General features: G+C 68.7%; 12 protein-coding genes. 6 read left to right on the forward strand and 6 right to left on the reverse strand.

Features of this window, described 5'->3' with window-relative positions; translation table 11 throughout:
• The first annotated feature begins 61 nt into the window (after window positions 1-61).
• Together AC07PR_RS11410 and AC07PR_RS11415 are read left to right on the forward strand one after the other, a co-directional pair.
• Window positions 62-946, forward strand: coding sequence for a DUF429 domain-containing protein (locus tag AC07PR_RS11410; RefSeq protein WP_495135370.1), 885 nt, complete (start codon window positions 62-64; stop codon window positions 944-946).
• 78 nt (window positions 947-1,024) lie between these two features.
• Window positions 1,025-1,957, forward strand: coding sequence for a ketopantoate reductase family protein (locus tag AC07PR_RS11415; RefSeq protein WP_495135371.1), 933 nt, complete (start codon window positions 1,025-1,027; stop codon window positions 1,955-1,957).
• A gap of 75 nt (window positions 1,958-2,032) precedes the next feature.
• On the opposite strand, the gene rocF is transcribed toward AC07PR_RS11415, so the two are convergent.
• The 4 genes from rocF to AC07PR_RS11435 form a co-directional block, all read right to left on the reverse strand.
• A complete protein-coding gene (gene rocF, locus AC07PR_RS11420; protein ID WP_377161005.1) occupies window positions 2,033-2,953 on the reverse strand; it encodes an arginase in 921 nt (306 codons plus the stop codon).
• Window positions 2,954-2,997: 44 nt separating this feature from the next.
• Window positions 2,998-3,945, reverse strand: coding sequence for an LOG family protein (locus AC07PR_RS11425; RefSeq protein WP_495135372.1), 948 nt, complete (start codon window positions 3,943-3,945; stop codon window positions 2,998-3,000).
• A gap of 120 nt (window positions 3,946-4,065) precedes the next feature.
• Window positions 4,066-4,815 carry a HesA/MoeB/ThiF family protein gene (locus AC07PR_RS11430; protein WP_483107549.1) on the reverse strand — a complete coding sequence of 250 codons (750 nt, stop codon included), beginning with the start codon at window positions 4,813-4,815 and terminating at the stop codon, window positions 4,066-4,068.
• 14 nt (window positions 4,816-4,829) lie between these two features.
• On the reverse strand, window positions 4,830-5,990 hold the full coding sequence (locus AC07PR_RS11435) for a trypsin-like peptidase domain-containing protein (protein WP_377161011.1): 1,161 nt from the start codon (window positions 5,988-5,990) through the stop codon (window positions 4,830-4,832).
• Window positions 5,991-6,003: 13 nt separating this feature from the next.
• Here AC07PR_RS11435 and AC07PR_RS11440 point away from each other — a divergent pair, with 13 nt between their 5' ends.
• Both AC07PR_RS11440 and pdxA read left to right on the forward strand, forming a co-directional pair.
• Window positions 6,004-6,756, forward strand: coding sequence for a Nif3-like dinuclear metal center hexameric protein (locus tag AC07PR_RS11440; RefSeq protein ID WP_377161013.1), 753 nt, complete (start codon window positions 6,004-6,006; stop codon window positions 6,754-6,756).
• Window positions 6,753-7,781 (forward strand): 4-hydroxythreonine-4-phosphate dehydrogenase PdxA, encoded by a 1,029-nt coding sequence (gene pdxA, locus AC07PR_RS11445; protein ID WP_495135373.1) that lies wholly within the window; start codon window positions 6,753-6,755, stop codon window positions 7,779-7,781. The genes AC07PR_RS11440 and pdxA overlap by 4 nt, the downstream gene beginning before the upstream one ends.
• A 36-nt stretch (window positions 7,782-7,817) precedes the next feature.
• Here the strand turns inward: pdxA and AC07PR_RS11450 are convergent, their stop codons facing one another.
• Together AC07PR_RS11450 and mscL are read right to left on the reverse strand one after the other, a co-directional pair.
• Window positions 7,818-10,235, reverse strand: a complete 2,418-nt coding sequence (locus AC07PR_RS11450) for a DUF1631 family protein (protein ID WP_483107547.1) — start codon at window positions 10,233-10,235, stop codon at window positions 7,818-7,820.
• Between the two features lie 117 nt (window positions 10,236-10,352).
• Window positions 10,353-10,796 (reverse strand): large conductance mechanosensitive channel protein MscL, encoded by a 444-nt coding sequence (gene mscL, locus AC07PR_RS11455; protein ID WP_377161020.1) that lies wholly within the window; start codon window positions 10,794-10,796, stop codon window positions 10,353-10,355.
• A 221-nt stretch (window positions 10,797-11,017) separates the two neighbouring features.
• On the opposite strand from mscL, the gene petA reads away from it, so the two are divergent.
• Together petA and AC07PR_RS11465 are read left to right on the forward strand one after the other, a co-directional pair.
• Entirely contained in the window at window positions 11,018-11,614 is a 597-nt protein-coding gene (gene petA, locus AC07PR_RS11460) for a ubiquinol-cytochrome c reductase iron-sulfur subunit (RefSeq protein ID WP_297529861.1), read from the forward strand.
• A gap of 32 nt (window positions 11,615-11,646) precedes the next feature.
• A complete protein-coding gene (locus AC07PR_RS11465) occupies window positions 11,647-13,047 on the forward strand; it encodes a cytochrome b (protein WP_377161023.1) in 1,401 nt (466 codons plus the stop codon).
• The last annotated feature ends 16 nt before the right edge of the window (window positions 13,048-13,063 follow it).

The raw sequence follows: 13,063 nt of genomic DNA on the forward strand, positions 1-13,063 counted from the left end.
CCGCCGCATAGCGCACGTCAATGGCGACTGGCCCCAGTGGACGATGGATACAGTCGCAGGCATGCCAAAAGTCTCGAAAGCGCCTGCCGCATCCGGCCTCATCGCGGAGCCGCCTGCGGCCCGGCCGGCGACCGCGGTGGACCGGGCGCTGGTGGGCGTCGACTTCACCAGCGCGCCGACGGCCCGCAAGCCGATCCGGCTGGCCTTCGGCCGTCGGCAAGGGAGCGTCCTGAAGCTGGAACGCCAGGTGGCGATCGCGAGCCTGGACGCCTTCGAGGCGTGGCTCGCGGAACCCGCGCCCTGGCTCGGCGGCTTCGACCTGCCGTTCGGCCTGCCGCGTGAGCTCGTCGTCACCCTGGGCTGGCCGACCGAGTGGGCGGCGCTGATCGCGCATTACGCGAGCCTGTCGCGCGCGCAGATCCGGGACACCTTCGCCGCGTTCTGCGATGCCCGCCCGGTCGGGAGCAAGTTCGCGCACCGCGCCTGCGACGGTCCGGCGGGTTCGTCGCCGAGCATGAAGTGGGTCAATCCCCCGGTGGCCTACATGCTGCATGCCGGCGTGCCGCGTCTGCTGCGGGCGGGCGTCCATCTGCCGGGGCTGCATGCCGGCGACGAGACGCGCGTGGCCCTGGAGGCCTATCCGGGCCTGCTGGCGCGCGAGTTGATCGGCACACGCAGCTACAAGAGCGACGATCGCGCCAAGCAGACGCCCGACCGGTTGATCGCCCGCAAGGATCTGCTCGAAGCGCTGGAGCAAGGCCGCAGCCGTCTGGGCCTGCGCCTGAAGCTCAGCCACGCGCAGCGGGACGAACTCGCCGACGACGGCAGCGGCGACAAGCTCGACGCGGTGCTGTGCCTGATGCAGGCGGCCTGGGCCGATGCGCGCCCGGACTACGGCCTGCCCGCCGGGATGGATCCGCTCGAGGGCTGGATCGTCTGTGCCTGACGGCCTGTCCGTTCCCCGCCCATTTGCTTGCCCACTTCTCCGCCCACTTTCCCGACTTCCAACCACGAGGATGACGCCATGACCCGCATCGATGACACGCCGGCCCCGCAGACGCCGCTCCAGGTCGCCGTGATGGGCGCGGGCGCCGTGGGCTGCTTCTTCGGCGGCATGCTGGCCCGCGCGGGGCACGATGTGACGCTGATCGGCCGCCCCGGCCATGTGGAAGCGATCCGTGACCGTGGCTTGCGCATGGAGACGCGGATGTTCGATGAGCAGGTCCGTCTGCGCGCCGACACCGAGCCTTCCGCCGCGCGTGGCGTGCAGGTGGTGCTGTTCTGCGTGAAGTCGACCGACACGGTGTCCGCCGCGCAGGCGCTGGCGCCGTACATCGGCGCGGACACGCTGCTGCTGTCGATGCAGAACGGTGTCGACAACGCCGAGCGGCTGCGCGACACGGTGCCGCAACCCGTGTCGGCGGCGGTGGTCTATGTGGCGACGGAGATGGCCGGTCCCGGCCATGTGAAGCACCACGGGCGCGGCGAACTGGTCATCGAGCCGGCCCCCGGCGCCGAGCGCGTCGCGCAGGCGCTGATCGCGGCAGGCGTGCCCACCGAGGTCTCGGACAACGTGCGAGGCGCGCTGTGGTCCAAGCTGCTGATCAACTGCGCCTACAACGCGCTGTCGGCGCTGGCGCAGCAGCCCTACGGCGAGCTGGTGAAGGGCGAGGGCGTGTGGACGGTGATGGACCAGCTCGTCGACGAGGGCCTGGCGGTGGCCGCGGCGGATGGCGTCACGCTGGTGGGGGACGTGCGCCAGGCCGTGCGCAGGATCGCCGAGACGATGCCGGGACAGTTCTCCTCGACCGCGCAGGACATGAGCCGTGGCAAGCGCACCGAGATCGATCATCTCAACGGCTTTCTGGTCCGCCGTGGCGAGGTGCTGGGCGTGCCCACGCCTGCCAACCGCGTGTTGCACACGCTGGTGCGACTCGCCGAACTCAGTCGGGACTGAGAAGGGCAGGCGCGAGCTCGGATACCGACCGCGCGTGCATGAAGCGCGCGGCGGTGGCGGGTCGCCCGTCGCCCGTCACTTGCGCATCAGCGTCGACTTGCCGAACAGCGATTCGACAAGGTCCACCGCGACCAGCGCCGTCTTGTTCCGGACATCCAGCGCCGGGTTGAGCTCCATGATGTCCAGCGACCCCAGCCGCCCGGTGTCGGCGATCATCTCCATGCAGAGCTGGGCTTCGCGATAGGTCGGGCCGCCGGGGATCGTGGTGCCGACGCCGGGCGCGACGTCCGGATCGAGGAAGTCGACGTCGAAGCTCACATGCAGATGGGTGTTGGCGTCCATCGTCGCCAGCGCCAGTTCCATCGTGTGGCGCATGCCCATCTCGTCGATGTAGCGCATGTCGAAGACCTCGAGGCCGACCTCGTGCACGAAGCGCTTCTCGCCCTCGTCCACGCTGCGGATGCCGATCTGGCGGATCCACTTCGGATCGATGGCCGGGACCTTGCCGCCGATCTCGATCAGCTCCTGCGGACCGTAGCCGCACAGGCAGGCGACCGGCATGCCGTGGATGTTGCCGCTGGGCGTGAGCTTGCTGGTGTTGAAGTCGGCATGCGCGTCCAGCCACAGCACGCGCAGCTTCTTGCCGGTGTCGCGGCAGTGGTGGGCCACCGCGGCGATCGATCCCAGTCCCAGGCAGTGGTCGCCGCCGAGCAGGACGGACATGCGCCCGCCGTTGAGCTCCGCGTAGACCGCGTCGTGCACGGCCTGGTTCCAGGCCGTCACTTCGTCCAGGTGGCGGTAGCCGTCGGTCGGCGGCTGCCACGGATTGGACGGCCCCACGAGGTTGCCGCAGTCCTTGACCTCGACGCCGTGCGCCCGCAGCGCTTCGGCCAGTCCGGCGACCCGCAGGGCCTCCGGTCCCATGCTGGCGCCTCGGGCGCCGGCGCCCACGTCGGTCGGGGCGCCGATCAGGCTCACGTGTCGTGCTGCGGTCATGGTCGAACCTCTCTTGCTTGCTGGATGGCCCCGCGGGGCCGGAATCAGGGGCTGTCGCCCGCGACCGCGCCGGTCCCGGGGCTGCCAGTCGTGGTGCTCGTACCGCTCGTGCCGTTCGTGGCTCCGCCGATGTCGTATTCCTTCTTCAGCAGGGCCCACGCCTCGTCGGCGGTTTCAACGTAGTGGAAGAGCTGCTCGTCGCCGGGGCTGATCATGCCGGTGTCGATCAGCAGCTCGAAGTCGATCAGGCGCGACCAGAAGTCGCGTCCGAACAGCAGGATCGGACGCCGACGGCACTTGCCGGTCTGGATCAGCGTCAGCGTCTCGAAGAGCTCGTCCAGCGTCCCGTAGCCGCCCGGGAACGCCGCCAGCGCCACCGAGCGCATCAGGAAGTGCATCTTGCGCAGCCCGAAGTAGTGGAAGCGGAAGCAGAGCTCCGGCGTGATGTACTGGTTCGGACGCTGCTCGTGCGGCAGCACGATGTTCAGTCCGATGCTGCGGCCGCCGGCCTCGTGCGCGCCGCGGTTGCCCGCTTCCATGATGCCGGGCCCGCCGCCGGTGACCACATACAGCGGATGGGCGAAGTCCTTGGTCGTCTCGGTGACCAGCCGCGCGAACTTACGCGCTTCCTCGTAATAGCCACTCATCACCAGGCGGCGCTCGGCGCGTTGCACCGCCGCCTCGTCCTTGGCGGCGCGGGCGGCGTCGACGGCAGCCTGCGCCGACTCGCGGTCGGCGATGCGCGCGCTGCCGAAGATCACCACCGTCGACTGGATGTTCAGCTCCTGCTGGATCAGCTCCGGCTTCAGCAGTTCCAGCTGCATGCGCACCGGGCGAAGTTCGGGACGGACCAGGAAGTCGGTGTCGGTGAACGCGAGCTGGTAGGCCGCGGGCGGATTCGCGTCGAAGGTCGTTTCGAAAGAGGCCTGCTGTTGGACCTCCTCCTGCGCGGAGGGGAAGTTGCGGGCGGTGAGTTTGTCGCTTCTGATCATGATTCGATGGCCCGAGAGATTACGGGCGTTGGCACTTAATTTCCGTTCGTTCGCCGGCGCCGTGCGCGACCCCGGGCGGTGGTTTGTTGCGCGGGGGCGCCTGCGTGCTCCTCGACGGGGTCAGTCCGTGCCACAGCACGGGCAGCGCGGGTCGCGAGCGACCTTCAGGTCGGTCCATTCCATGCGGCGCGCGTCCAGCATCAGCAGCCGACCCGGGAGCGTCGAGCCCATCCCCGCCAGCAGCTTCAGGGCCTCGGCCGCCTGCATGCTGCCGATGATCCCGACCAGTGGCGCGAACACGCCCATCACCGCGCAGCGCTGTTCCTCGGGCGGCTGGTCGGCAGGGAACAGGCAGGCATAGCAGGGGAACGCACGATCGCGGCTGTCGTAGACGCTCAGCTGTGCGTCGAAGCCCAGCGCCGCACCGGAGACCAGCGGCTTGCCGTGCTTCACGCAGGCGGCATTGACCAGGTGGCGCGTGGGGAAGTTGTCGGTGCAGTCGAGGACGACGTCGGCCGACGGCACGAGTTCGTCCAGCAGCGCCGCGTCGGCGCGTTCGGTGACGGCCCGGACGCGCGGTTCCGGATTGATCGCCGCGATGCCGGCCGCGGCCGATTCGGCCTTGGGCTGGTCCACCCGCGCGAGGCTGTGGGCGATCTGGCGCTGCAGATTGGTCACGTCGACGCGGTCGTGATCCACCAGCGTGATGCGGCCGACACCCGCCGTCCCCAGGAACAGCGCCGCGGGCGATCCGAGCCCCCCCGCGCCGATCACCAGCGCGTGCGCCTCCATCAAGCGCTGCTGGCCCTCGACGCCGATGTCGTCCAGCAGGATGTGGCGCGAATAGCGCAGCAGTTGGTCGTCATCCATGGATCACTCCGCCCTCATTCCGGCACGGCGTCGTCCGTCGTCTGCGGCTGCCGCAGGCCGACCTGCAGCGGCAGCTTCAGCGATTCCTTGCCGCGTTGCACCGAGATCAGCGTCTGGCTCTCCGGCTTCAGTGCCGCGACGACGTTGACCAGCTCGCGCGGCGAGCGCACGGCCTGGCCGGCCACCGCGGTGACGACGTCGCCCGCCTCCAGGCCGGCCTTGGCCGCCGGACTGGCCTTGAAGACTTCCTTGACCAGCACGCCGTGGTCGACCGACAGCTTGAGCGTGTCGACGACCTCCGGGTTGATGTCGCCGGTGATCACGCCCAGCCAGCCGCGCGAGACCTTGCCGTCCTTCACCAGCGCCTCCAGCACCTGGTACGCCGAGTCCACCGGGATCGCGAACCCGATGCCCAGGCTGCCGCCGCCGGTGCGCGAATAGATCGCCGTGTTGATGCCGACCAGCCGCCCCTGCACGTCGACGAGCGCGCCGCCGGAGTTGCCGGGGTTGATCGCGGCGTCGGTCTGGATGAAGTTCTCGAAGGTGCTCAGGCCGAGCTGGGTGCGGCCCAGCGCGCTGATGATGCCGGAGGTGACGGTCTGGCCGACGTTGAACGGATTGCCGATGGCCAGCACCACGTCGCCGACCTGCAGCTCGCCGGCCTTGCCGGGATGGATCACCGGCAGCGGCGCCGGCAGCGTGATGCGCAGGACGGCCAGGTCGGTTTCCGGATCGGTGCCGACCAGGCGCGCCGGCGTGTCGCGGCCGTCGGCGAGCTGCACGCGGATCTCGGTCGCACCGGCGACGACATGGTTGTTGGTCAGCACATAGCCTTCGGGCGAGACGATCACGCCGGAGCCCAGGCCCGTCTGCGGGCGCTGCTGCTGCGGCCGCTTGCCGAAGTGGAAACGCAGCCAGGGATCGGCGTCGATCTCGCGCTGGCTGGGCGCGGGCTTGTTGGCCAGCACCGCGACGACCGCGGGCGACGCCGCCTGCGCCGCCGCGGCGAAGCTGAACTGGACCGACGCGCGCGGCGGCGCGCCCGCGGCGGCTGGCAGCGTGGGCACGATCCGGGGGGCCTCGTGCAACCATTCGGGCTTGAGCGTCGACACGACGAAATAGCCGGCCAGCGCCACCGTGGTGGCCTGGGAGAAAATCAGCCAGGTTTGACGCAAGAGAGATCCTGTCATGGCACATCGCACGGAGCTGGAGCGGCTGCTCGCCGCCACGCTGGAGCCCACGCGCTTCAAGGATTATGGGCCGAACGGTCTTCAGGTCGAGGGCCGCGACCAGATCCGGCAACTGGTGTGCGGGGTCACCGCGAGCCTCGCGCTGATCGACGCCGCCATCGAGTCCGGCGCCGATGCGATCCTGGTCCACCACGGCCTGTTCTGGCGCGGCCAGGACGGTCGCGTCACCGGCTGGATGAAGCAGCGCCTGTCGCGGCTGCTGACCCACGAGGTCAACTTGTTCGCCTACCACCTGCCGCTGGATGCGCATCCGGAACTCGGCAACAACGCGCAACTCGCGAAACATCTGGGCTGGGCCGCCGAGGGCCGGTTCGGCGACCAGGATCTGGGCTGCATCGGCGCGCTGCCGACGGCGTTCGAGTCGCTGGATGCGCTGAGCGCCCATGTCGAGCAGCGGCTCGGCCGCGCGACGATCCAGGCCGCCGGGGATGGTCGTCCGCTCAAGCGAGTCGCCTGGTGCACCGGCGGGGCGCAGGGCTACTTCGAGGCCGCGATCGCCGCGGGCGCGGACGTGTTCATCACCGGCGAGATCTCCGAGCCGCAGGCGCATTACGCGGCCGAGACCGGTGTCGCGTTCATCGCCGCCGGACACCATGCGACCGAACGCTACGGCGTGCAGGCGTTGGGCCGTCAGGTGGCCGAACAGCTGGGCCTGCAATACCGCTTCATCGACATCCCGAACCCCGCATGAGCACCGTCATCCAGAGTTCCCGCCCGTTGCTGCTGACGATGGGCGATGCCTGCGGCATCGGCCCCGAGATCGCCGTCGCGGCCTGGTCGAAGGATCGCGGGGCAGACCTGCGTCTGGTCGGCGACGTCGAGGTCTTCCGACGGGCGCTGGGCTTCGTGGGTTTGCGTTTGCCGGTGGCGGTGCTTGAGCGCGCCGACGATCCGGCTCCCCCCGATTGCCTGCCCGTGTGGCAGCCGTCGGGATTGCCGGGCGATCTGCTTGCGCAGCCGCTGGGCCGGGTGAGCGCCGCCGCCGGCGCCGCGGCGGCGCGCTGCATCGTCGCCGCCACGCAGGAGCAACGTGCGGGACGATCCCGCGCGCTGGTGACGGCGCCGATCCACAAGGAAGCCCTGCATGCCGCGGGCATCGATCATCCCGGCCACACCGAGCTGCTCCAGGCGCTGTGCGCGGATCCGGACGGTCGGCTTCCGCCGGTGCGGATGATGCTCGCCAACGAGGAGCTTCGCGTCGTGCTGGTGACCATCCACGTGGCACTGCGGCAGGCGGTCGATCAGATCACCACGGGCCGTGTGCTGCAGACGATCCGCGTCGCCGATGCCGCGCTGCGTCGCGCGGGCATCGCCGCGCCGCGCATCGCGGTGGCGGGCCTGAACCCGCATGCCGGGGAGGGCGGTCTGTTCGGCGGCGAGGAGATCGAGCACATCGTCCCGGCGATCGAGCAGGCGCGCACGCTGGGCATCGATGCGCGCGGTCCGTTCGCGCCGGACACGGTGTTCATGCGGGCGCGCCATGCACCGCCCAAGCATCCGGGCGAGTTCGACGTGGTGGTCGCGATGACGCACGACCAGGGGTTGATCCCGGTGAAGTACCTCGGCGTGGAAGAGGGCGTCAACGTGACGCTGGGCCTGCCGCTGGTACGGACGAGTCCCGATCACGGCACCGCCTTCGACATCGCCGGGACGGGCCGCGCGGACCCGTCGAGCATGTCCGCGGCGATCCGCATGGCCCGCGCGCTGGCGGGCTGAGCCTCAGTCCGGATTCAATCCGGATTCAGCCCGGCGTCAGTGCTTGGCGCCGAGCGCCGCCAGCTGCTGACGCGCGCGCGCCGTGGCGCGCTCCAGCAGGTGGGCGTGTTCGAACGCCCGCAGCCGGCCGGCCTCGCACAGCTTGTGCAGCATGCGCGAGGTCATCGTCAGCGTCTCCTGGTGCTTCGTCCCGTGGGTGAAGATGAAGAAGCTGCGCGTGGCGCTGATGTGGGCGAGCCGCACCTTGATCCAGTCGCCGTCGCGGTGCATCCGGTAGGCGGTGCCGATCTGCAGGTGGTCGATCAGCAGCTCGCCCGTGGGCGGGGAAGGGGCCTCCTCCGCGGCGGGCAGGCCGTCGATGCTGATGTCCACCGCCTGCAGCGGCTGGTGTTCGTCGGCGCCGAGGTCGAGGTCGATGTCGACATGCCCGTCCCAGTCGACGTGCTCGTCCTCCATCAGGCCGAGCCGCTTGGCTTCCTCATCGGAGAGCTTCTCGCTCAGGTCGAGGTCCAGCGGCGTCGAACCGGCCGCGGGCAGGTCCTGCTCGCGCGGAGGCGCCATGCCGAAGACGGACTCCAGCTGCTTGGCCAGCAGGTTGTATTCGAGCGGGCTGAGGGCTTGTCCCTTCAGTGAATCGGCATGCGCCGGCAGCAGCTCGGCGAAGAATTTCTTGCGGTCCGGCTCGGGCCAGCGGACCAGGTCCAGGCCCTCGTTGAGCGTGCGCATCAGCACCGGCAGCGAGGCCAGGAAGCCTTGTCGCTGCTGCGGTGTCGTCTTCGGCTGGACCGACAGGACCAGGTCGCGACCCATGTTGCGCAGCCGCTCGACCAGGGCCGCGTCCAGGTCCGGATGGCGCGAGGCGTGCACCAGGACCTCGCTCCAGGTCTGGGTCAGGAAGTCGCGCAGGAAATCGCGCATGTCCACGCTGGACATCGCCTGCTGCAGCTGCTGCATGTAGCGGCGCTGCAAGCGGAGCTCGGTCTCCTTGCGCTCCAGCAAGGCCGCCGTGTCGCCCTGCGACTTCAGCGTCTGGGCGGTCTGGTCCTGGATGAACTGTTCGAGCTGGCCCAGCTTGGACTCGTACAGCTCCATCCGGTCGAAGTCGCCGCTGACGACGTCCTGGATCAGGTCGCGCACCAGCGTCAGGTAGGACTTGCCGGGATCTTCGGTGAAGTCGTCGTAGGCGGCGGCCAGTGTCGCGATGCGATTGACCAGCCGTCGCACCGGGTGCCGGCGCGAAGAGAAGAAGGAGCGATCCCCCAGCGCCGCGCGCAGCACCGGGAGCTGCAGTCGCGCGATCTGCTGCGCCATCAGCGGCGGCAGCTTGGCGTCGGACAGGATCTGGTCGAACAGGCCGGCGACGACGTCGATCACCATGTGATCGAGCGAGCCGCTGGCCGCCTGCCGCAGTTCGTCGCGGTGCAGGTGGATCAGGTTGGGCGGCAGCACGATCGGGCCGCCCTCGACATAACTGCCGGGATCGCCGTCCCAGCCCTGCCATTGGCTGTTCACGGGCAGCGCGCCGCTGCCGGTCACGGGCATGCCGACGGACGGGCTCATGGCCAGCCGCCGCATCAGGTCCATCAGTTGCGGATCGACCGACCATCCGCCCATGCCGCCACCGGCAGGACCGCCGCCGGTCGTTGCGTAGCCTTCGTGGCTGCCGCCGTGGAATCCGCCGGCCATGCTGTGCAGACCGCCCGCGCGGCTGCCGTGGACGGCGGGATGCAGCGCGCCGGGCAGGGTGGCGTAGCGGCTGTCGTGCAGCGGCACGCCGGATGTCGTGCCGCCATGCAAGGACTGACCCCGCGAGGTTCCCGCCGTCGCCCGCACGCGCAGGTCCTGGGGACGCAGGCCGCGGCTGCGGAACAGGCCGGCGATGTCGGCATAGCAGGCGCGCATCTCCAGCGCCAGCGCCCGGGTGAGTTCGTCGGTCAGGACCTGGCGCGTGTCCGGATCGTCGGTGACGGCGTTGACGCCCTCGATCAGCGCCTGCGCGATCGCCTGCGGGCGCAGCGGGTGGCGGTCCTCGGCGATGCCGGGGATGTCGCCCATGTAGGAATTGACCTCGCGCAGCTCCCACTCGCTCTGGTGACCGAGCGCCAGGCCGATCCGGTCGGTCGCGACCATCGTGTTGACCTGGTCGTCGTCCATCAGCGAGAGCTCGTCCCACTGCGTCGCCTTGGGCGCCGCGCGCGACGCGGTGGTCGGGGCGGACCCGGCGCCCGGCGTTTCAGCCGCCTGCTGGCGCATCGACTGGTCGAAGCGCTGGGAGAACAGGGCCTGGTGCTTGCGGAAGAGGAATTGCGCGGACAGCAGCGCATCCCGCCGCTTGGCCTGTCCAGAGGACAGGGCGGCGAGACCGAGACCTTCAGCGCCGCGTTCCGCGGCTTGTTCCGCCGCGAGGCGTACGCGTTGGAGCGCAGCGTCGACGTGGGGGTTCAGACGGTTCATCGAGGCATCGAGCACATTGTGGTGACCGCACCACACGCCAAGTATCGGCGATGGCCATCCCCCGTCCGGGTGGGGCTCACCCGGCTTGTGCGCAAAAGGTGACGAATGAGAGCAGCTTTACGCTTTGTCACGCCTCAGCGCGTCGCGGATCTCGCGCAGCAGCTGGATGTCTTCCGGCGTCGCGGCGGGTTCCGCCGGCGCTGCGGGGGTGTCGCGCTTCAGGCGGTTCACCTGCTTCACCATGATGAAGATGATGAAGGCCAGGATGATGAAGTTCAACAGCACCGTCAGGAAGTTGCCGTAGGCGAAGAGCGGCACGCCCGCCTTGGTGAGGGCCTCGTAGGTCATCGGCCCCGCGTAGTTGGCCGGCGGGTCCGACAGGGTGATGAAGTAGCTGCTGAAGTCCAGTCCGCCGACCGCCTTGCCGACGATCGGCATGATGAGGTCCTTGACCACCGAGTCGACGATCTTTCCGAAGGCGGCGCCGATGATCACGCCCACGGCGAGGTCCATCACGTTGCCCTTGACGGCGAACTCACGGAATTCGGTCAAAAAACCCATCGCTTGCTCCTTGTGCTCCACGTGTGCGAAGGCGCCAACTACCAAGCGCTTTCCCGGGGGCGCCCTCCGCCTCCGGGCAAGCATCCTAACGGCGTTTGCACCACGACAAATGTCAACGTGGTGCACCGATGCACATCGGTAGAGCGCCTAGGGGCGGACCGGCACTTTCTTACCTAGAATCTTTGGTTGCCCCTGATCAGAAGTTCCCTGTAAGGACCCTCATGAGTGACCCACAAGTGGACCAAGGCAAGCGCACCTGGCTGATCGCCACCGGTTGCGCGGGAGCAGTAGGCGGCGTGGCCACCGCCGTCCCGTTCGTCAGTACCTTCGCTCCGAGCGAGCGCGCCAAGGCGGCCGGTGCCGCCGTCGAGGTGGACATCGGCGGCCTCGCCCCCGGTCAGAAGCTGACCGTCGAATGGCGTGGCAAGCCGGTGTGGATCGTCCGCCGGACCAAGGAGCAGCTCGACGCGCTCAAAGGCAACGATCCGGAACTGGCCGACCCGCAGTCCGATCGCAAGGCGTTCCCCATCCCGGAGTACGCGAAGAACGAATGGCGCTCCCTCAAGCCGGAGTACCTGGTCGTGGTGGGCATCTGCAGCCACCTCGGCTGCTCGCCCAGCGACAAGTTCCAGTCCGGTCCGCAGCCCTCGCTGCCGGACAACTGGCACGGCGGTTTCCTCTGCCCCTGCCACGGCTCGACCTTCGACATGGCCGGTCGCGTCTTCAAGAACAAGCCCGCGCCCGACAACCTCGAGGTGCCGCCGTACGCGTTCCTGTCCGACACCCGGCTGTTGATCGGTGAAGACAAGAAAGCCTAACTCCCCAGGAACAGGACCGAGGCAGACAACACATGGCTGAATTCAAGGAAGCACCCGCCGGAGCCCCCTTGGGCGTCAAGCTGATGACCTGGGTGGACAACCGGTTCCCCGCGTCCAAGCTCTACAAGGAGCACATGTCGGAGTACTACGCTCCGAAGAACTTCAACTGGTGGTACATCTTCGGCTCGCTGGCGCTGCTGGTGCTGGTGATCCAGATCGTCACCGGGATCTTCCTGGTGATGCACTACAAGCCGGACTCGACGCTCGCGTTCGCGTCGGTCGAATACATCATGCGGGACGTCCCCTGGGGATGGCTGATCCGCTACATGCATTCGACGGGCGCGTCGGCGTTCTTCGTCGTCGTCTACCTGCACATGTTCCGCGGGCTGCTGTACGGCTCGTACCGCAAGCCGCGCGAACTGGTGTGGATCTTCGGCTGCGCGATCTTCCTGTGCCTGATGGCCGAGGCCTTCATGGGCTACCTGCTGCCGTGGGGCCAGATGTCCTACTGGGGCGCGCAGGTGATCGTGAACCTGTTCGCCGCCGTGCCCTTCGTCGGCAACGACCTGGCGCTGCTGATCCGCGGCGACTACGTGGTCGGGGACGCGACGCTGAACCGCTTCTTCAGCTTCCACGTGATCGCGGTGCCGCTGGTGCTGCTGGGGCTGGTCGTCGCGCACATCATCGCGCTGCACGAGGTGGGCTCGAACAACCCGGACGGCGTGGAGATCAAGGCGAAGAAGGGACCGGACGGCCATCCGCTGGACGGCATCCCGTTCCATCCGTACTACACGGTGCACGACATCTTCGGCGTGGGCCTGTTCCTGATGGCCTTCTCGGCGGTGATCTTCTTCGCGCCGGAACTGGGCGGCTACTTCCTGGAGTACAACAACTTCATCCCCGCCGACCCGCTGAAGACGCCGCCGCATATCGCGCCGGTGTGGTACTTCACGCCGTTCTATTCGATGCTGCGCGCCACGACCGACGTGATGGTGCAGGTGCTGTGCGGCGTGATCGCGCTGTCGGCGATCATCACGCTGCTGCGCGGCGGACTCTCGGTCCTGGGCAAGGGGATCGTCGTGGTCGGCGCGGTGGTCGGCATCGCGCTGCTGCTGACCTTCGACGCGAAGTTCTGGGGCGTGGTCGTCATGGGCGGCGCGGTCATCATCCTGTTCTTCCTGCCCTGGCTGGATCACAGCCCGGTCAAGTCGATCCGCTACCGGCCCGACTGGCACAAGTACCTCTACGGCATCTTCGTGCTGCTCTTCCTTGTGCTGGGCTACCTGGGCGTCAAGCCGCCGTCGGATGCGGGAACGATCGTGTCGCAGATCGGCACGCTGTACTACTTCGGCTTCTTCCTGCTGATGCCGTGGTGGAGCAAGGCCGGCCAGTTCAAGCCGGTGCCCGATCGCGTCACGTTTCACCCGCACTGAACCGCCAACGTCACGG

Source organism: Roseateles sp. GW821-FHT09H11, assembly GCF_059415845.1.

What these genes read in the sequence shown, in the direction of transcription:
- AC07PR_RS11410 (WP_495135370.1), top strand. Translation starts at nt 62, where the DNA reads ATGCCAAAAGTCTCGAAAGCGCCTGCCGCATCCGGCCTCATCGCGGAG.
- AC07PR_RS11415 (WP_495135371.1), top strand. Translation starts at nt 1,025, where the DNA reads ATGACCCGCATCGATGACACGCCGGCCCCGCAGACGCCGCTCCAGGTC.
- rocF (WP_377161005.1), bottom strand. Translation starts at nt 2,953, where the DNA reads ATGACCGCAGCACGACACGTGAGCCTGATCGGCGCCCCGACCGACGTG.
- AC07PR_RS11425 (WP_495135372.1), bottom strand. Translation starts at nt 3,945, where the DNA reads ATGATCAGAAGCGACAAACTCACCGCCCGCAACTTCCCCTCCGCGCAG.
- AC07PR_RS11430 (WP_483107549.1), bottom strand. Translation starts at nt 4,815, where the DNA reads ATGGATGACGACCAACTGCTGCGCTATTCGCGCCACATCCTGCTGGAC.
- AC07PR_RS11440 (WP_377161013.1), top strand. Translation starts at nt 6,004, where the DNA reads ATGGCACATCGCACGGAGCTGGAGCGGCTGCTCGCCGCCACGCTGGAG.
- pdxA (WP_495135373.1), top strand. Translation starts at nt 6,753, where the DNA reads ATGAGCACCGTCATCCAGAGTTCCCGCCCGTTGCTGCTGACGATGGGC.
- AC07PR_RS11450 (WP_483107547.1), bottom strand. Translation starts at nt 10,235, where the DNA reads ATGAACCGTCTGAACCCCCACGTCGACGCTGCGCTCCAACGCGTACGC.
- mscL (WP_377161020.1), bottom strand. Translation starts at nt 10,796, where the DNA reads ATGGGTTTTTTGACCGAATTCCGTGAGTTCGCCGTCAAGGGCAACGTG.
- petA (WP_297529861.1), top strand. Translation starts at nt 11,018, where the DNA reads ATGAGTGACCCACAAGTGGACCAAGGCAAGCGCACCTGGCTGATCGCC.
- AC07PR_RS11465 (WP_377161023.1), top strand. Translation starts at nt 11,647, where the DNA reads ATGGCTGAATTCAAGGAAGCACCCGCCGGAGCCCCCTTGGGCGTCAAG.